Raw genomic sequence first — 18,342 nt, 5'->3', positions numbered from 1 at the left:
AACGGCTGTTTTCGGAGTTTGTCTCTTTGGCGTTCAACCTGGTTAAATTCTCGCGCGAAGTCCGTGCCGAAGCGGCCAAGACCACCTGGCCCTCGCGTAAGGAAACCCTGCAGACCACGGGCATTGTGCTCGGCATGGTCGTGTTGACCGCGGTATTTTTTCTGACCGTTGATCAGATCATCGGCGCCGGCATGCGCGCCCTCTTCGGCGTCGGAAGTTAAGGAATTTTTTATGGCCAAGCGTTGGTACGTCCTCCATGTGTATTCGGGCTTCGAGAAGAAGATCGCCACCCAGATCAAGGAACAGGCTGAGCTGAAGGGCCTGTCCGACGCCATCGGCGATATCGTGGTGCCGGTCGAGGAAGTGACCGAGATCCGCCGCGCCCAAAAAGTGAACACCGAGCGCAAGTTCTTCCCCGGCTACGTCCTCATCAACATGGACATGTCGGACGACGCCTGGCATCTGGTGAAGGACGTTCCCAAGGTCACTGGCTTCCTGGGCAGCAAGACCCGCCCGAGCCCGATCCCCGACTCCGAGGCCGAGCGCATCATGAAGCAGGCGCAGGAAGGCACCGAGCACCGCCGCCCCGCCGTGCTGTTCGAAATCGGCGAGCAGGTCCGCGTCGCGGACGGCCCCTTCACCAGCTTCAACGGCATCGTCGAGGAAGTCGATGAGGATAAAGGCCGCGTCAAAGTCTCCGTCTCCATCTTCGGGCGCTCCACCCCGGTCGACCTGGAATATGGCCAGGTGGAGAAAGTCTGACCACCTTGTAATTTCCGGGGGCGGCCCCATCTGCGGAACCATAATGATTGCAAGGGGTTCCTGTGTCTGACGTGACTGCATCGCCCCCCGCCAAACGCTGGCCCTTTGTCGCGGCCGGCGTCATTGCCCTCATCGCCTTCCTCGCCTGGCTGGTCCACTACCTGCTCATCGGGCAATATCTCGTCAGCACCGATGATGCCTATATCGCGGCGGACTCCAGCCTCATCGCCCCGAAAATCAGCGGTTATGTCACCGGCGTCGCCGTGCGCGACGGCCAGAACGTCCACCAGGGCGACCTGCTCGTGAGCCTCGACCCGCGCGACTACCAGATCGCCCGCGCCGCCGCCCGCGCCGCCCAGATCACCGCGGCGGCCCAACTCACCCTCCAACAGGCCAAAATCGCCGCGGCGCAGGCGCAGATTCAGGGCGATGCGGCCCGCCTCGCCTTCGCCCAAAAAAACCAGCACCGCTACGCCAGCCTCTCAGCCTCAGGCGCCAGCCCCGAACAGGCGCGCGAACAGGCCAATAGCGACCTCACCATCGCCCAGGCCACCCTCAGCGCCGGCCAGGCCGCGCTCGAGGGGGCCATCACCGAGGTTGACGTTCTCAAGGCATCGCTCGCCCAGGCCAGCGCCGCCGCCACCCAGGCCGCGCTCGACCTCAGCCATACCAAAATCACCAGCCCGTTCGATGGCACGATCGGCGCCAAATCTGTCGCCGTGGGCGACTACCTGCAGCCCGGCACCCAGATCATGGCCGTCGTGCCGCTTTCCCAGGTCTATGTCATCGCCAACTACAAGGAAAACCAGATCACCAGCATCCAGCCGGGCCAGCCCGTCAGCCTTACCGTGGATGCCTTCCCCGATCTGAAAGTCACCGGAACCGTCGACTCCATCGCCCCGGCCTCCGCCCAGGAATTCGCGCTCCTGCCGCCGGATAACGCCACCGGCAACTTCACCAAGGTCATCCAGCGTGTCCCGGTTAAAATCGTCCTCAACCTGACCCCTGCCGCAATCGGCGCCCTGCGCCCCGGCCTCTCGGTCGAGCCAACCATCAACACCCGCCCGGAACCGTGATCGTGCCCAGCACTGTTCCGTTACGGACACGGGTGGCGGTCGGCGGGGCCTTGATTGGCGCGTTCATGGCGATTTTGAATATTCAGGTGGTGAACACCTCGCTGCCCGATATTCAGGGCGGCATCGGCACGGGGCTGGATAATGGCGGCTGGATTTCGACCGCCTATCTGGTGGGCGAGATCACCGTGATTCCTTTATCGGGCTGGCTGTCAGAGGTTTTTTCGCTGCGCCGGTATTTAATCGGCAGTACCGTGATGTTTCTGCTGTTTTCTGTCGCCTGCGGCCTCGCGACCAATTTCCCCGAGATGGTGACGCTGCGTGCGATCCAGGGCTTTTCCGGCGGCGTGCTCATCCCGCTGGCGCTGATGTGCGTCATCACATTGCTGCCCGAGCATGTGCGCCCCATCGGTTTCGCCGGCAGCGCGCTTTCGGCCACCTTTGCTCCGGCCATCGGCCCCTCCATTGGCGGCCTCATCACCGATGTTTACGGTTGGCGTTATATTTTCTTCCTCAACCTGGTGCCAGGCGCGGTCATGCTGAGCGCGCTCATCTGGGGCCTGGCCCCGGCGCCGATGCAGCTCAAAAAATTCGCCAAGGGCGACTGGCTGGGCATTGTCAGCATGGGCCTCGGGCTGGGGACGCTGCAGGTGGTGCTGGAGGAGGGCAATAAGGATGACTGGTTCGGCTCGTCCTTCATCACACGCCTCTCCATTATCTCCGCCGTTTCATTAAGCTTGTTTCTGTTTCAGGAGCTGCGGCCAGGCAACAAGGCGCCGCTGCTCAACCTGCGCCTGTTCGCGCGGCGCAATTTCGCGCTTTCCAGCATCTGCAACACGCTGCTCGGTTTCGTGCTGTATGCCGCGGTTTATCTTATCCCCATCTATCTGGCCGAGGCGCATGGCTACGGCGCCCGCCAGACCGGCATGGTCATGGCCTGGATCGGCCTGCCCCAGCTCCTCATCATACCCTTCATGCCCTATCTGATGCGCCTGTTCGACTCCCGGCGCCTGCTGCTCACCGGTTTCATCCTGTTCGCCATCAGCTCCTTCATGAACATGCATCTGGGGCCCGACGACAGCGGCCCGCAGCTGCTCATCCCCAATATCATCCGCGCCGTCGGTCAGGCACTGGTTTTCCCGCCGATCACCCAGATCGTCACCGCCGGCATTCCGTTCCGGGATGCGGGTTCGGCGTCTTCCCTCTTCAACATGCTGCGCAATCTCGGCGGCGCCATCGGCATCGCGGTGGTCCAGACCTTTGTCACCAACCGCGAAAAATTCCATTCCGCGATCATAATGCCCCATATCAGCCTGCTCAACCCGGCCACCCGCCAGCGCCTGGGCCTGCTACAACACTATTTCGCCACGCGCGGCATGGTGGCCCCCCAGAGCGCCCGCCACGCCGCCATCCTGGCCCTGGGGCGCAGCGTGCAGGCGCAGTCGTTTTATCTGGCGTATGGCGACGCCTTCGCCATGCTGGGTACCGGCATGGTCGCCGCCAGCGCCGTGGCGCTGTTCCTGCACAAACCCTCCGGCCGCGCCGCCCCCGGCGCGCACTAGAGCCTGATCGCACTTAAGGCGATCAGGCTCTAACCCCGGAAAAATCTGATATCGCTCATTACGCCAAAGCGTCCTGGCTCTCCGGCAAAATCTGCCCCCCATCAACAATGATCGTTTGGCCGGTGACATAACCAGCCTCCTTCGAGGCGAAATAAAGCGCGGCGTGGCCGATATCCTCCACCGTGCCCAGGCGCTTGAGCGGCACCGCGGCCGCCATCGATTTCTGATAATCCTCGCCCATGCCGGCCAAACCTTCGGTAAGGATATTGCCCGGCAGCACGGCGTTTACGGTGATGCCATATTTTGCCAGCTCCAGGCACGCGGTTCTCATAAAGCCGAGTTGCCCCGCCTTGGTGGCGCCGTAATGCGCCCAGCCTGGATAGCCGGTTACCGGGCCGGTGATGGAGGATGTGAGCACGATGCGCCCCTGGCTGGATTTCTTGAGGTAGGGCAGCGCCGCCTGCACCGAGAGAAACGTGCCTTTGAGGTTGGTATTGTTCACCAAATCCCACTGCGCTTCGGTCATTTCCTCCAACGGGGCGGGCGGGAATATTCCCGCATTGGCGCAAAGCACATCCATGCCGCCATTGCGCCGGGCGATTTCGGCGAAAGCCGCGGCCAGGCTCTGGGCCGAGGTGATATCCCCCGAGATGCCAAACGCGCCATGCCCGATGGCCCGGGCCGCGGCTGCGGCTTGTTCGCCGTCGCGGGCCAAAATGGCGACTTTCGCACCGGACTTTGCAAATACCTCGGCGATGCCGCGCCCGATGCCTTTTGAACCGCCCGTCACGGCAACGCTACGTCCGTTCAACGATGCTGTCATGTTTTCTTCCGTACCCCGCTTCGCATGTTCGCAATCGCCTTATTCAGGGTCTTGCGAATTTCAAAATAACAAGGACACCCGGTCAGGCCGCGCAAATTGGCGGCCTGACCATTTCGTCACGGATTATTCGTTCACCATATGCCCGATGTTTTTGTATCCTTCCGGGTTGATGTGCTTGAGCACAAACCCCCAAACCAGTCCGATAACAATAATCGCGAGCCCGATCATCGGGATGGCATTGGCAAAGGCGCTGGTGCCGGCGAAGGTAACCAGATTCGCCACCAGCAGATAAACCAGCCATATCTGCGCAAAAAACGAGAACCAGGGCGCGATGACCGTCTTGAACACACTGCCGCCACCATTCTTGCGGAAGTAATTCCAGATCGCCACCGAAACCAGCGCCTGCAACACTAGCAACATGCCCGTGCCCAGCACCGCGAACAAGGTATAAACACCGAGATAAGCCTGGTTCATCGGATTATCAAAACCGTTGAACACACCAAACAACAGAATCCACGCCGCCGCCAGAACCGATTGTGTCACCGAAGCAATATGCGGGCTGTGCACAATGTCGTGGGTCTTGCCCAAATGGCTTGGCAACACGCCCTCACGGCCCAAAGAGTACATGTAGCGCGCCGCGGTGTTGTGGAAGGCCATGCCGCAGGCAAATGAGCTGGTAATAATCAGAATGCTCATCAGCTGCGATCCCCAGGGCCCGACAAACTGGCGCATGGGTGCGAGAAAGAAATCTCCCGAGTCATTGACCGCCTGAGCCAGCATGCTGCCCTGGTCAGGGTAGGCTGAAACCGCGCACCAGCAAATAAAGGTGTAGAACACGCCCAAAAATACAACGGAGATATAGAGCGAGAGCGGCACCACCCGCTTTGGGGCATGGCTTTCCTCGGCATAGTTCGGCGCCATCTCAAAGCCGACCCAAGACCAGAAGGCCATGAAAATCCCAACCGCCGCGGCACCCGCCGGGATCACCGTGCTCCCCACCTTCTGCGCCGCCACCGCCTTGGTGACCTGCAACAGATTGAAGGATTCCGCCGAAAGGCTGGTGCCCTTATGGGCAAACAGCACACCGAAGCCGAAAATCAACAGCACCAATGTTTCCAGCACCAGCGACACGCCCAGAACCTTTGCGCTGAGCTTGACATCGCGCACCGAGAGCACACCAGCCCCCACCAGCGCCGCCATGGCCAGCCAGGCCCAGCCGATATTGATGCCGAGATTTGTGGTAAGCCACAGATTGGCGAAATAAGCGAAAAGCCCATACAGCGAAGCTTCGAAGATGGAGTAGCAGGCCAGCGAGGTGAACCCCGCCGCCATGCCGACTTCGCGCCCAAGCCCCTGAGAGATGTAGGAATAGAATCCGCCGACCGAGGAAACCCTGCCGGCCATGGTGGCATAGCCGACACAGAAAATGACCAGCACGATGGTGGCAAGCACAAAAGCCGAGGGAGCATAAATTCCGTTGCCGTACCCGGCGGCGAAAGGCACATTGCCCAACATGGCCGATTCCGGCGCGGCACCCGTAACGGTGAGGAAGAGAACACCGATCAGCCCAACAGCCTTGCCGTGTAGTTTGTTAACCTTGGTATCCGTCGAAATATCAATTGCGCCGGCCGCTTGTTTTTTTTCCATCAAAATGCCCTTTTATTTATTAAAGTCTTTTATTGATGCTGTGTTGTTGATGTTGTTTATCCCCAAATTAATTGGGTTCATGTCTTCGTTATACTTAATTTGAGCGAGAACCGTTTGTCTAGCTGGTCGTTCGGCTAAAAAGCCCTCCAGCCCGCATTTATTCCACGCACGGTGGATTTTTACTGTTCTGGCGCGAATGGCCCCCGGTTTAATCCGGTTTTTGCGCCGGTTTTTGCACCGGCTCGGGCGCCGCCTCGATGACATTGGTATTGGCATGCAACAGTGCGGCGGCGAGTTTCCCCTTGGGGCGCTGGTCTGTCACCAGTGTGGTTGCGGCCGACCAGCGGCCATAAACCGTCAGCGAGGGTTTCTCGAACTTGGAATGGTCCGCCACGATGATGCTGTGCGCCGCCCGCCGCATCATGGTGCCATAGGTCAGCCCCGGGCCGATTCCGGCATCATTCGGCCCCTCGGCCGTAAGGCCGCTGGCGCCCAAAAACGCCTTGTTGGCATGAAACCGTTGCAACGCATCAATGGTCTCCGGGCCATGGATCAACCCCTCGCGTCCCTCAAACTGCCCGGGGAGCATCAGCACCTTATGCGTGGGGTTGGCCGCGATGGCGGCGGCGATGGAGAAAGCATGGGTAATGACGGTGAGGTCATTAAAGGCCACCGACAGGCGCCGGGCCACATGCAAGGTCGTGGCGCCGCCACCGATCATCAATATATCATTGCGCTCCACCAGCTGAACCGCGGCTTGCGCAATGCTCTCGCGTTCGGCGATCATCAGCCCCTCGCGCACGGAAATGGCCGGCTCGAACGGCACCGAACGCATGGCGCCCCCATAGGTGCGGCTGATCAGCCCGGCATCATCAAGCTCCGCCAGATCGCGCCGCACAGTCTCTGTCGACACCCTGAGGCGCTCGGAGAGCATGTTCACACGCAGGCTGGGCGTGGCGCGTAATTCGGCGATGATCCGCGACTGACGTTCGGCCTTGCTCAGGCGGGGGAATGGGCTGGTCATGCCCGCTTTATGGCACAACCCAAAAGCCCAACACCAGCCTGACGCATTTTTACCCGGCTTGCCAACATTCATCGCCAGGAACAACCAATATTTGTAAGTTGACAAGTATAAAATGACATGCTTCAAACATTTTCTATTGTAAGTCGCGCAAAAAAATCCCAAAGGACGCGCCCATGTTCGACTACGGCCACTTCAAGTTTGAGAACAAACAGGAATGCCTCGATACCGCGATCCGCTACTGGAATCCGGACAAAACCCTGTTCTGGCAAAAAGCCGGTATCGACCTCGTCATCGGCCGGCGCGAGGGCTATTGCCTCTATGACATGGACGGCCGCCGCCTCATCGACCTTCATCTCAACGGCGGCACCTTTAATTTCGGTCATCGCCATCCAGAGCTGATCGAGACGCTGAAGGGCGCGCTCGACTATTTTGACATCGGCAACCACTGGTTCCCCTCGGTGGCGCGCGCGGCCTTGTCCGAGGCGCTGATCAAGGCCACGCCCGGCATGAAATACGCCATTTTTGGCGCCGGTGGCGCTGAAGCGGTCGACATCGCCATCAAATCCGCGCGCTACGCCACCAAACGGCGCAAGATCGTCTCGATCATCAAAGGCTACCACGGCCACGGCGGGCTTTCCGTCGCCACCGGCGACGAGCGTTTCAGCAAAATCTTCCTCGCCGACCAGCCTGATGTCTTTTTCCATGTGCCCTTCAACGACATTGGCGCCATGGAACAGGCGCTGAAATCAGGCGACATCGCGGCGCTGATCATGGAGACGATTCCAGCCACCTACGGTTTTCCCCTGCCCAATGAGGGCTACCTCGCCGCGTGCAAGGCGCTCTGCGAAAAATACGGTGCTCTCTATATCGCCGACGAGGTCCAAACCGGGCTGATGCGCTGCGGCGAACTCTGGGGCTGGCAGACCTACGGCATCCAGCCGGATATCATGGTCACGGCAAAGGGCCTCTCGGGCGGGCTATACCCGATTTCCGCCTGCCTGGTGAACGAGCGCGCCGGCGGCTGGCTAAACGAGGATGGCGCCGCGCATATTTCCACCTCCGGCGGGGCGGAGCTTGGCTGCGTGGTCGGGCACAAAGTGCTGGAGATGCTGCTGCGCCCCGAGACAATCGCCAATGTTCACGCCGTGAGCGCGTTTTTCCACGAAATGATGGCGGAGATGATGCGCCGCCATGGCGACATCTTCACCGGCGTGCGCCAGCGCGGGGTCATTCTGGGGCTGGAATTCAACCACCCCGAAGGCGCCGTCTATGCCTCGCGGGCGCTGTATGAGCATGGCATATGGGCGATCTTCTCCTCGCTCGACAAACGGGTGTTGCAGTGGAAACCTGGCGTTTTGCTCAGCCACGCGATGTGCGAGGAAATCATCGACCGGTTCGATGCGGCGATGCCGCGCGCGCGCGAGCTGATTCGCGCCGCCACCAAATAAAGGGGGTTTATTCGTGCCAGAACAAGCTCTGCTGAAAATTCCAGACGCAGCCTACGAACAAGCCATGCTCAAAATAGAGCGCGCGCGCTGGGCGGTGTCGCGGTTCCAGATGATGGATCACACCGCAACCGCGCGCGTGGTTCAGGCCGCCGCCGCCGCCGCCTATGCCAAGTCGCAATTCTACGCCGAATGGGCGGTGCGCGAAACCGGCATGGGCGTGGCCGCGCACAAACGCCAAAAAAACGAGGCCTGCTCAAAAGGGCTGGTGGAGCTTTACGGGGCGGAGGATTTCGTCTCCCCCCGCATCGACGCCGCCAGCAAAATCGTTGAGTTGCCACGCCCCGCCGGCGTTATTTTCGCGCTGATCCCGGTGACCAATCCGGTCTCCACCATCTATTTCAAAACGCTCATGGCGCTGATGACCCGCAATGCCATCATCCTCTCGCCGCACCCCGGAGGCAAATCCGTCTGCGCCGATGCCGCGCGGATGCTGGCGCAAGCCGCCCAGGCCGCGGGCGCGCCCGAGGGCGCCATCCAGGTGATCGATGAGCCGAACATCCCGCTGATCGAAAAACTCATCGCGGATGCGCGGGTTGATCTGGTGGTGGCAACCGGCGGCCCGGCCGTGGTCAAGGCAGCCTACCGCTCGGGCAATCCGGCCTTGGGGGTCGGCCCCGGCAACGCCCCGGTGCTGGTCGACGACACGGCGGATTTAAAACTGGCGGCGAAGCGGATTGTTGCCTCAAAATCCTTCGATAATTCGATTCTATGCACCAATGAATCCACCCTGCTCGCCTTCAGCGCCATCGCCGATGCGCTGCTAACGGCCCTGCGGGCGGAAGGCGCGCATATCTGCACCCCGGAGGAAACCAGCAAGCTACGCAACCTGCTTTTCACCGATGACGGCTTCAATACCGCGATAATCGGCAAGGACGCCGGCATCATCGCGCGCGAGGCTGGCTTCACGGCGCCCGGCGCGAAAATTCTCGTAACACCGGTGGATCTGGTGCAGCCCGAGGAAAAACTGGTTCGCGAAAAACTCTGCCCGGTGCTGGCCTTCGCGCGCGTGGGCGGCATCGGCCAGGCAATCTCCTCCGCGCGGTCCATGATGCGCACCGCCGGGCGCGGCCATTCCGCCGCCATACATTCACATAATGAGGCGCATATCATGGCCTTCAGCGCCGCCCTCCCCGCCTTGCGCGTGGCGGTGAATGCGGGCTGCTCGCTCGGTGCATCAGGCTTTGAGACCTATCTAGGGCCATCAATGACCATCGGCACCGGCTTCGCGGGCGGCTCATCGCTTTCCGAAAATCTGACACCGCGCCATCTCGTGCAGTTCGCGCGCATTGCCTACAATAGGGAAAGTTCAGAGATTTTCGGCAATTTCGCAGGGCTCGACCCGCTGAACCTGCCGCAACCCACAGCCGCCCCGCCCGCCGCGGCGATCCTGGAGCAGGACAGCACGGCGCTGCGCCAGAAGCTGCGGCAGATCATCCTGGAAGAACTCAGCGCGGTGTTGGCGGCATAGTCATGGCAACACTCCGCTCCTTCATTTTCCTCGACCAGCTGCAACCACAGACCATGTGCTACCTGGGCAGCTGGATCAAAGGTTCCCTGCCCCGCCGCAACATGGCGGCGCAGATCATCGAGGTGGCGCCTGGCCTCGATATTGAGGCCTTGACGGATATCGCGTTGAAGGCAGCCGACGTGCAGGGCGGAATCCTGGTGGTGGAACGCCAGTTCGGCTATCTGGAAATTCATTCGCGCGACATTGCCGCGGTCAAGGCGGCGGCGGCGAGTGTACTGGCCGCCATGGAAAAATCCCCGGCCGATGCGATGAAACCCAAAGTCCTCGCCGCCAAGATCATCAGCCGCATCGATCCCGGCCATGCGTTTTTAATCAACCGTAACAAGGGCGGGTCGATGGTGCTCTCGGGAGAAAGCCTGTTCGTGCTCGAAACAGAACCGGCCGCCCATGTGATCCTGGCCTCCAATGCCGCCGAAAAGGCCGCCAATATCAAGCTCGTTGATTACCGGATGATCGGCGCCACGGGCAGGCTCTACCTGTCCGGGGCGGAATCCGACGTAAAGGCCGCGGCCCTGGCGGCGCAACAGGCATTGGGAGCGTGAGGATGAACGGGCTCGCATTATCCGAATCTGACCTGCGCGCGATGATCCGCGATATTCTGCGCGAGGTGGCGGGGAAAAAACCCGCAAGCAGCGCGCCCGCGCCGCAACCCGTGCGGATCGCCACCGATGCCGACCTGCAAGGCTTCATCGCGCGGCTTGCCAGCCCCGGCACCATCGAGGCGATCCGCGCCGGCGCCCTGCGCTTCACCCTGGCCTGCGGCCCCGCCAGCCGTGAAATACCCCCACCCGCGCAGGCCCCGCTGGAGGGCGTGGTCTCCGAGCGCAGGTTAACCGGCCTTGCCGCCGGGGCGCATGTCATCCTGGCGCCCGGCGCGGTGCTGACCCCCCTGGCCAAGGATTTCGCCCGCCGCATGAGTCTTAGATTCGAGAGGAGAGGCTGATGATAAAAGCAACGGTGACCGGCCGGATCTGGTCCACCAAAAAACTGCGCGAGATGCCCGCCGGTTCCATTCTCGAAGTGCAGGTTGAAGGCACATCCTCGACCATGCTGGCTTTCGATCCTTTGAGCTGCGGCATCGGCGAGAAGGTCATCGTGGCGACCGGCTCGGTCGCCGCATCCTGGTTCCCCGGCAAGGCGCCGCCGGTCGACGCCTTAATCGTCGGGCTGATCGACGAAACTCTCAATCCCAACGCCTAACCTCTTAAAACCATCAAGGAGCATATCATGTCAGGCAACGCACTCGGAATGATCGAAACCAAAGGCTATGTCGCCGCACTCGCCGCCGCGGATGCCATGGTCAAAGCGGCCAATGTCAACATCATCGGCCGCGAGGAAGTGGGCGACGGGCTCGTCGCCGTCGTCATCGCCGGGGATGTCGGCGCCGTGAAGGCCGCCACGGAAGCAGGGGCCGAAGTCGCCGGGCAGGTCGGCTCCTTGGTCTCGGTACACGTCATCGCGCGCCCCCACGCCGATGTGTCCAAATACTTCCTTACATCCCCCGCGAAATAATCGCGCGCCATGGCGGCATCGATGAATTCCGCGCGCGGAGACCTGCGGGTTTATCTCCTGCTGGAGACCTTGCAGCCACAATTCGCGGCCTATCTCGGCACGCCCACGCGGGCGCGCGGATATCCACCCTTTGCCGGCCAGCATTCGCTCATCATCGAAATCGCCCCCGGCCTGATGATCGAGCGGGTGATCGACCTGGCGCTGAAGGCCGACCCTGACCTGGAGCCGGGAATCCTCTTCGTTGAACGCCAGTTCGGGATTCTTGAAATTCACGGCAACAGCAAGGAGAAGCTTCTGCAGGCGGGTCAGGCGATGCTCTCGGGCCTTGGCCTCGCGGCCGGAGACCAGCTGGCGCCGAAAATCGTCTACACCGATGTCATCGAGGACATCGCCGACCAGCACGCCGTCATCATCAACCGCAACCGCCAGGCCTCGATGATTCTGCCCGGTGATACCTTGCTGATTGTCGAGATGGTGCCAGCACTTTACGCGGCGATCGCGGCCAATGAGGCGGAGAGGGCAGCGCCTGGATTAACCCTGGTCGACGTGCAGATGATCGGCGCGGCCGGCCGGCTTTATATGTCCGGCAAAACCGCGGATGTGCACAAGGGGCTGGCTGAAATCGAACGGGTCCTCGGTGCCATCCAAGGCCGGGCAGCGTAGGAGAATCCAGAAATGACCGAGATGTTCGACAAACTTTCCCACGATCAGCAACTGAACATTCTTCTGGAACTCGCCCGCCAGGCAACGCGGCATTACGATCTTCCCGAGGGGCTGGAAGTTGATCTGCTCAATCTCTCCGAAAACGCCACCTACCGCGTGCGCGCGCCTGACGGGCGGCGCTGGGCGCTGCGGCTGCATCGCGCTGGCTATCATTCCCGCCAGGCCATCGCCTCGGAGCTGGCCTGGTTGAACGACCTGCGCGAGAAGCATGTAGTGGTCACACCCGCACCGGTTCCCGGCAAGGACGGTGAATTGATCCAGACCCTGCGCCACCCGCGCATGGGAGAGGCGCGCAACGTGGTTCTCTCCCATTGGGAAAACGGGGTGGAGCCGAGCATCACGCAAAATCTCACCGGACCTTTCGAGGTGCTGGGCGAGGTAACCGCCCGGATGCATCTGCACAGCCGCCAGTGGCAGCGCCCCGTCTGGTTCACCCGCCCAATCTGGAATTTTGAAACCGCGCTGGGCGAAACCAACCCGCATTGGGGGCGCTGGCGCGACGGCATGGGCGTTGATGCCCCCCTGGCCGCGCTCTTTGGCCGCACCGTGGCGGCCATCGGCAAGCGCCTTGCCGCCTACGGGCAGCCGCCTGACCGTTTCGGCCTCATCCATTGCGATCTGCGGCTGGCGAACCTGCTGGTCGATGGCCCGGTGGTTAAGGTGATTGATTTTGATGACTGCGGCTTCAGCTGGTTCATGTATGATGCGGCAACGCCGGTATCATTCTACGAGCACGATCCGCAGGTGCCCGAACTGCTGGAGGCATGGAAAACCGGCTACCGCAGGGTGACGCCGCTGGCGCGGGCTGACGAGGACGAGATCCCGACCTTCATCATGCTGCGCCGGATACTGCTGCTGGCATGGATCGGCTCCCACGCCGAAACCGAAACGGCGCAGGCGATGGGCATTGCCTATACGCAGGGTACGGCGGGGTTGTGCGACGCCTATTTGGCAAAATACGGCTAGCGTTTCGTTTGAACGAGAAATTTCATGCCTGTGGCCTGAACACTCCGCGTCAATCGAAGCGCATATTGCTCTAAAGCGAGGGCCTTGTGATGAGTGAAACCGGTCTGAAATCGCCTCAACGGGCGCGCCCCCTGCGGGTGAAGCCGCAATTCAAGCTCTTGGACGATACCCTGGGGGCTACGCGCCTATGCTCAGCCACCCCGGCTCACGAGCCCGACCTGCGCGCCGCCCGCGCCATTGGCTATGCCCCCAATTACAGCCCGCTGACCGGGCGCCAGCTTACCGTGGCCCAGATGGTCGCCCTGGGCCTGGCCGACAAGGAAATTGCAGTGTTCCTGCGTGTGAGCCAGGGCACGGTGAAGGGCAACATCTCACTCATCCTGCACAAGCTGAACCTGCACCGGCGCACCCAGATCTGCCGCTATATCCACGAGATGGACCTGCTCCCGCGCGATTGACGGGGTCTATCAGGCGCCACCGCGCCCGGCGATATATTCCGCCAGCTCCAATGCCTGCCCAGGGCTGAGCCACAGGCCAAGCTTGGTGCGCCGCCAGAGAATATCCTCCGCCGTGCGCGCCCACTCGGTACGGATCAAAAAATCCACCTCGCGCTGATACAGATCCGCGCCAAAGCAGCGGCCAAGCCCTGAGAGGCTGGTCACCGATTCGAGCAGAATTTCCATCCTCGTGCCATAGAGCCGCGCCAGCCGCGTCCGTAAACCGGCGGGCAGCCAGGCGTGGCGGCGGGCCATCCCAGCTTCGAAACCAGCCAACCCGGCCGGGCCAAATTCCCCGCCCGGCAGCGGGGCATCCGCGGGGTGCGCGGGCTCCGGCATGGGGAACACCACCGCCAGCCGCGCCAGCGCATCCTCGGCCATGCGCCGGTGCGTGGTCAGCTTGCCTCCAAACACGGTGAGCACGGGCGCAGCATCCCTCCCTCCGCCGATCTCGAAGGAATAATCCCGCGTCAACGTCGATAAATCGCTATCGCGCCCGCCCCCCACCTCGAACAGCGGCCGCACGCCCGCATAGCGCCACACAATATCCTCGGGCCGGACCGGATTGCGCAAATACCGGTTCACCTGTTCGAGCATATAGCTGACCTCCGCCTCGGACACCGCGATCTCCTCGGGCGGTTGCTCCCAAGGCGTGTCAGTGGTGCCGATGGAGGTGAAGCCGTTCTCGTAGGGGAACATCTCCATCGTCCGGTTGTCGGTGGTCTGCAAAAAATACCCGTGCTCCCCCTCCCACAGCCGGGGCACGACAATATGGCTGCCCCGCACCAGCCGGGGCCGCCGCCCGGTGGCGGCACCCTCCAGGGTATGCGCCACCTGCGCCACCCATGGGCCGGCCGCGTTCACCAGCGCGCGCGCCGCCACCGTGCTGGTCTCCCCGGTTTGCGCATCCGCCAGCTCAATTTGCCACACCTCACCCGTCCGCCTGGCGCCGGTCACGCGCCGGCGCGGCAAAATACTGGCCCCCCGCGCCTGCGCGCCGAGCAGATTGGCGATCACCAGCCGCGCATCATCGCCCCGGCAATCGGAATAGGCGAAGGCAAATCGATATTCCGGCTTGAGCGGCGCGCCGAATTCATGCCCCGCCAGCCGCACCATCCGCGAGGCCGGAAGCGTTTTGCGGCGCGCCAGATGATCGTATAAAAACAACCCGAGGCGGATGAGCCAGCGCGGCCGCAGGGCGGGCACATGCGGCAGCACCAGCCTTATCGGCCAGACCAGATGCGGCGTGCGGGCCATCAATATCTCACGCTCCAGCAACGCATGGCGCACCAGGCGGAAGTCATAGGTTTCCAGATAACGCAATCCGCCGTGGATCAGCTTGGAGGAACGCGAGGAGGTGCCCTCCGCGAAGTCCCGCGCGTCGGCCAGGGCGACCCCAAGCCCCCGGTCAGCAGCGGCACAGGCGATCGCGGCACCGTTGATGCCGCCGCCAATCACAAACAGGTCATAAATATCGCCGGGGGCGCGTGTCATGGCGTGTCTTCCAGCCGGGCCGCATCGGCGGCGGTGAGTGAAGCGGCAACAGCCGCCAGCCAGTTGCGATGCGCCTTGTTCCAGCGCGCGGCCGCCCCCGGGTCGGGGCTGAGCTGAGTGGCATGGCCCGTGAGAGGGCGCAAGGCGTCAAGGCCGGGCCACACCCCAGCCCCCAGACCCGCCATCAGCGCAACCCCAAAGGGGGTCAGCGCGCCGGTGGTTGCCAGGGCCAGCGGGGTCTGCAAAATGTCTGCCTGCAACTGCATCAAATAATCCGAACGCGTTGGCCCGCCATCGGCGCGCACCAGCCCCGGGCGTATTCCCGCCGCCGCCATGCCCTCCAACACCGCCCGGATGTTCAGGCAGATCGCCTCCAGCCCGGCATGGCAGATTTCCGCCGTTGTGGTCGCCTCGGTCATGCCCGAAAGCACAGCGCGGACATCCGCGCGCCACCAGGGCGAGGCCAGCCCCTGGAATGCCGGAACCAGCACAACGCCACCCGCCCCCGGCGCCGCGCGAGCCACCTCCACCACCCCGGCGCCGCCCCCGGCAATGCCAAAATGCCGGGCCAGCCAGTTCAACACCCCGCCCGCCGACATCACAAACCCCTCAACCGCATAAACCGGCGCGCCAAGGTCCCAGGCAATGGTGCGGACCAGCCCATCAGCCTGCCCCGCCGGCGGCAACGGCCCGGCATTGGCCCACACGAAAGCCCCCGTGCCGTAGGTCACCTTCAAATCGCCCTGGCTGAAACAGCCATGCCCGAACAGCGAGGCCTGCTGGTCGCCCATCGCCGCCGTGATCGGAATTTCCGCATCAAACAGCCCGGCGCGCGTGGCGCCGAACCGGCGCGCCGAGGGGCCGGTTTCGGGTAACCGGGCAATGTCCAGGCCGAACATCTCAAACAATTGCGGGTCCCAGCCGTTCCGCGCCAGGCTGAACAGCATGGTGCGCGAAGCATTGCCAGGTTCGCTCGCATAAACTCTGCCGCCGCTCAGGTGCCAGATGAGCCAGCAATCCACCGTGCCAAACAGCAGCGCGCCGGAGCGCAGCCCGGCAGCCAAATGCGGATGGTGCCGCACGACCCATAGCAGCTTGGCCGCCGTGAAGGTGGGGTCCAGATCAAGCCCTGTCTGCGCGCGTATAAAACCGCCGAATTCCGGGCGCATCAGATGCGCGATCTCGGCCTCCCCGCGGCGGCACTGCCAGACCATGGCGGGCAATGCCGGTTTGCCGGTGGCAGGGTCCCAGATCACCAGCGTCTCGGTCTGGTTGGCGATGCCAAGCCCGGCAACCTCATGTGCCGGACAATCCGACTGGACCAGCACGTCACGGATGCAGGCGATGACATTGGCGCTCATCACCAGCGGATCCTGCTCCACCCAGCCCGGATAAGGCGAGGCGGTGGCAATCGGCCGCACCGCCTGGGCCAGGATCCGGCCGTTAGCGTCCACCGCGACAGCCTTGGTATTGGTCGTCCCCTGGTCCACGCCAATAACGACAGGCCCGTGCCGTCTCACACCCCGCTCCACGAGCGAGGCCGCGCAAACCGGTGCTGAATCATGCCTGACACCAATGTCGCAATCCAGAAGGACATTCGCAAACCTCGATCTTCAGCGCGGCGAACGGTCCTGAAATTTCCAAACAGCCGCTGCCCGCGCATACGAATTCATCAACCGCCGCACCAGCCGGATTTAGGCTAAAAAATGCTATACTTGCAACATACTCTGTGTGAATTTCCACAAATTAAGTGGTATGAGACCAACAAAGGAGGAACGCCGATGGATTTTATCTTCATGCTGACTCGCAACGATCAAACCGTGACGGATTGCCTGGACGTATGCGACCTGATCCGTCCGCTGCGCTTGCGGCATGTGGGGTTCAAGGACATCGGCGTTGATTTTGCGGCATTGCAGGCCCTGACCGCAAAAATCCACGCCATGGGGGCCCAGAGTTACATGGAGGTGGTGAGCACCACCGCGCAGGATTGCCTCAATTCCGCGAAAATGGCGGTCGCGCTGGGTGTCGGCCATCTGCTGGGCGGCACGGAAATTGACGCAACGCTGGAGATCATCCGCGGCACGCCAATCCGCTATTATCCTTTCCCAGGCGCGCCCGAGGGCCACCCGACGCGGCTGGGCGGCAGCGCCGCGCAGGTGGAGGCACAATGCCGGCAGTTCATGCAAAAGGGCTGCGCGGGCGCCGACCTGCTGGCCTACCGGGCAACGCAGGATGACCCGTTGCGCCTCGTGGAGGCAGCCCGCCGCGGCCTTGCCGATGGGCGGCTGATCATCGCCGGCAACATAGACTCCGCGGCCCGCATTGCCGAGGTCGCCGCGCGCGGGGCGGATGCCTTCACCATCGGCTCGGCGGTTTTCAATGGCGCCTACGCGCCCGACAAAGGCTCCACCCTCTCGCAACTGGCCGCCGTGATCGCCGATTGCACCCACAACATCTAGCGCCAAATGCGGCCAGGGGACGTAAATATGCCCACATCATGGAAAAATTCTTACCGGTCAATCTATTACGCGGACGCGCCCGCCCCCGATGACCCGCACCTGCCGCTGAAGGAAACCGCATTGCTCGTGATCGATGTCCAGAATGTATATCTGGAACGGCCCGCGCGCGCGACGCTCACCCCCGCGCAACAGGCCCATTACGATGCCTGGACACCTTTCCATGAACGGATGCACAATCAGGTGATTCCGCGAACCGCCGCGCTCCTGAAGCTGGCGCGGGCCGCCGGAATGGAATGCCTCTTCGTGCGCATCGCCTGCCAGACGGAGGATGGCCGCGACAGGTCACTTTCGCAGAAAATGCCCGGGTGGAACAACCTGCTCCTGCCCAAATCCGGATTACCATCACAGATTGTCCCGCAGCTTGCCCCGGCAGGCGACGAGATCACGCTGACCAAAACCACCGATTCCGCGTTGACCGGCACAAACCTGCGCCTGATTCTGCATAATCTCGGAATCCGGCATGTAATCTGCACCGGAATTTTCACAGACCAATGCGTATCCTCAACCGTGCGCAGCCTGGCCGACGAAAGCTATGATGTGATCGTGCTGGAAGATTGCTGCGCCGCCGGCTCAGAGACGCTGCACCACAAAGAACTGGAAATCATCAACATGATCTATTGCCATGTCATGAGCAGCGCCGAACTAATCGAGATCATGCATCTGGGCCAGCAACCCAAGCCATAGCAGGGCGCCGGAACCCCGCC

The 18,342-nt window shown here is 62.3% G+C and carries 20 protein-coding genes; 15 read left to right on the top strand and 5 right to left on the bottom strand.

Annotated elements, in window-relative coordinates; translation table 11 throughout:
* Nucleotides 1-26: 26 nt before the first annotated feature.
* From secE to QQJ84_RS12420, 4 genes are all read left to right on the top strand, one after another.
* Nucleotides 27-221 carry a preprotein translocase subunit SecE gene (gene secE / locus QQJ84_RS12435; RefSeq protein WP_284258533.1) on the top strand — a complete coding sequence of 65 codons (195 nt, stop codon included), beginning with the start codon at nucleotides 27-29 and terminating at the stop codon, nucleotides 219-221.
* A gap of 10 nt (nucleotides 222-231) precedes the next feature.
* Nucleotides 232-762: a transcription termination/antitermination protein NusG gene (gene nusG / locus QQJ84_RS12430; protein WP_284258531.1), complete on the top strand. Its 531-nt coding sequence runs from the start codon at nucleotides 232-234 to the stop codon at nucleotides 760-762.
* Between the two features lie 62 nt (nucleotides 763-824).
* Nucleotides 825-1,838 carry an HlyD family secretion protein gene (locus QQJ84_RS12425; protein ID WP_284258530.1) on the top strand — a complete coding sequence of 338 codons (1,014 nt, stop codon included), beginning with the start codon at nucleotides 825-827 and terminating at the stop codon, nucleotides 1,836-1,838.
* A gap of 2 nt (nucleotides 1,839-1,840) precedes the next feature.
* Nucleotides 1,841-3,397: a DHA2 family efflux MFS transporter permease subunit gene (locus QQJ84_RS12420; RefSeq protein WP_284258529.1), complete on the top strand. Its 1,557-nt coding sequence runs from the start codon at nucleotides 1,841-1,843 to the stop codon at nucleotides 3,395-3,397.
* A 58-nt stretch (nucleotides 3,398-3,455) separates the two neighbouring features.
* Here the strand turns inward: QQJ84_RS12420 and fabG are convergent, their stop codons facing one another.
* The 3 genes from fabG to QQJ84_RS12405 all read right to left on the bottom strand — a co-directional run bounded on the left by fabG (nucleotide 3,456) and on the right by QQJ84_RS12405 (nucleotide 6,891).
* Nucleotides 3,456-4,220 (bottom strand): 3-oxoacyl-ACP reductase FabG, encoded by a 765-nt coding sequence (gene fabG, locus QQJ84_RS12415; RefSeq protein WP_284258528.1) that lies wholly within the window; start codon nucleotides 4,218-4,220, stop codon nucleotides 3,456-3,458.
* A gap of 123 nt (nucleotides 4,221-4,343) precedes the next feature.
* The gene (locus tag QQJ84_RS12410) at nucleotides 4,344-5,867 is read right to left on the bottom strand and encodes an APC family permease (RefSeq protein WP_284258526.1); all 1,524 of its coding nucleotides are present in this window, start codon (nucleotides 5,865-5,867) and stop codon (nucleotides 4,344-4,346) included.
* Nucleotides 5,868-6,075: 208 nt separating this feature from the next.
* Nucleotides 6,076-6,891, bottom strand: a complete 816-nt coding sequence (locus QQJ84_RS12405) for a DeoR/GlpR family DNA-binding transcription regulator (protein WP_284258525.1) — start codon at nucleotides 6,889-6,891, stop codon at nucleotides 6,076-6,078.
* 173 nt (nucleotides 6,892-7,064) lie between these two features.
* Between QQJ84_RS12405 and QQJ84_RS12400 the strand changes: the two genes are divergently transcribed.
* From QQJ84_RS12400 to QQJ84_RS12360, 9 genes are all read left to right on the top strand, one after another.
* On the top strand, nucleotides 7,065-8,339 hold the full coding sequence (locus QQJ84_RS12400) for a class-III pyridoxal-phosphate-dependent aminotransferase (protein WP_284258524.1): 1,275 nt from the start codon (nucleotides 7,065-7,067) through the stop codon (nucleotides 8,337-8,339).
* A 13-nt stretch (nucleotides 8,340-8,352) separates the two neighbouring features.
* Nucleotides 8,353-9,867, top strand: coding sequence for an aldehyde dehydrogenase family protein (locus tag QQJ84_RS12395; RefSeq protein ID WP_284258523.1), 1,515 nt, complete (start codon nucleotides 8,353-8,355; stop codon nucleotides 9,865-9,867).
* Between the two features lie 2 nt (nucleotides 9,868-9,869).
* Nucleotides 9,870-10,469: a BMC domain-containing protein gene (locus QQJ84_RS12390; protein WP_284258522.1), complete on the top strand. Its 600-nt coding sequence runs from the start codon at nucleotides 9,870-9,872 to the stop codon at nucleotides 10,467-10,469.
* 2 nt (nucleotides 10,470-10,471) lie between these two features.
* Nucleotides 10,472-10,870 carry a hypothetical protein gene (locus tag QQJ84_RS12385; RefSeq protein ID WP_284258521.1) on the top strand — a complete coding sequence of 133 codons (399 nt, stop codon included), beginning with the start codon at nucleotides 10,472-10,474 and terminating at the stop codon, nucleotides 10,868-10,870.
* Complete coding sequence (locus QQJ84_RS12380) at nucleotides 10,870-11,127, top strand: EutN/CcmL family microcompartment protein (protein WP_284258520.1); 258 nt, start codon at nucleotides 10,870-10,872, stop codon at nucleotides 11,125-11,127. The genes QQJ84_RS12385 and QQJ84_RS12380 overlap by 1 nt, the downstream gene beginning before the upstream one ends.
* A gap of 27 nt (nucleotides 11,128-11,154) precedes the next feature.
* Nucleotides 11,155-11,439, top strand: coding sequence for a BMC domain-containing protein (locus tag QQJ84_RS12375; protein WP_284258519.1), 285 nt, complete (start codon nucleotides 11,155-11,157; stop codon nucleotides 11,437-11,439).
* A gap of 21 nt (nucleotides 11,440-11,460) precedes the next feature.
* Nucleotides 11,461-12,102, top strand: coding sequence for a hypothetical protein (locus QQJ84_RS12370; RefSeq protein ID WP_284258518.1), 642 nt, complete (start codon nucleotides 11,461-11,463; stop codon nucleotides 12,100-12,102).
* A gap of 12 nt (nucleotides 12,103-12,114) precedes the next feature.
* Nucleotides 12,115-13,128 (top strand): phosphotransferase enzyme family protein, encoded by a 1,014-nt coding sequence (locus tag QQJ84_RS12365; protein ID WP_284258517.1) that lies wholly within the window; start codon nucleotides 12,115-12,117, stop codon nucleotides 13,126-13,128.
* A gap of 89 nt (nucleotides 13,129-13,217) precedes the next feature.
* A complete protein-coding gene (locus tag QQJ84_RS12360; RefSeq protein ID WP_284258516.1) occupies nucleotides 13,218-13,586 on the top strand; it encodes a response regulator transcription factor in 369 nt (122 codons plus the stop codon).
* A 9-nt stretch (nucleotides 13,587-13,595) separates the two neighbouring features.
* Here QQJ84_RS12360 and glpD read toward each other — a convergent pair whose 3' ends face one another.
* Together glpD and QQJ84_RS12350 are read right to left on the bottom strand one after the other, a co-directional pair.
* The gene (gene glpD / locus QQJ84_RS12355; RefSeq protein ID WP_284258515.1) at nucleotides 13,596-15,119 is read right to left on the bottom strand and encodes a glycerol-3-phosphate dehydrogenase; all 1,524 of its coding nucleotides are present in this window, start codon (nucleotides 15,117-15,119) and stop codon (nucleotides 13,596-13,598) included.
* Nucleotides 15,116-16,639, bottom strand: coding sequence for an FGGY-family carbohydrate kinase (locus tag QQJ84_RS12350; protein ID WP_284258514.1), 1,524 nt, complete (start codon nucleotides 16,637-16,639; stop codon nucleotides 15,116-15,118). Before QQJ84_RS12350 ends, glpD begins: the two co-directional genes overlap by 4 nt.
* 261 nt (nucleotides 16,640-16,900) lie before the next feature.
* Between QQJ84_RS12350 and QQJ84_RS12345 the strand changes: the two genes are divergently transcribed.
* The gene (locus QQJ84_RS12345; RefSeq protein WP_284258513.1) at nucleotides 16,901-17,578 is read left to right on the top strand and encodes a beta/alpha barrel domain-containing protein; all 678 of its coding nucleotides are present in this window, start codon (nucleotides 16,901-16,903) and stop codon (nucleotides 17,576-17,578) included.
* Nucleotides 17,579-17,605: 27 nt separating this feature from the next.
* The gene (locus QQJ84_RS12340; protein ID WP_284258512.1) at nucleotides 17,606-18,322 is read left to right on the top strand and encodes a cysteine hydrolase family protein; all 717 of its coding nucleotides are present in this window, start codon (nucleotides 17,606-17,608) and stop codon (nucleotides 18,320-18,322) included.
* Nucleotides 18,323-18,342 lie beyond the last annotated feature (20 nt).

Origin of the sequence: Acidocella aquatica, assembly GCF_030160635.1 — a bacterium.
Taxonomy (GTDB): Bacteria; Pseudomonadota; Alphaproteobacteria; order Acetobacterales; family Acetobacteraceae; genus Acidocella; species Acidocella aquatica.
This window is presented reverse-complemented; position numbering and strand designations above follow the sequence as displayed.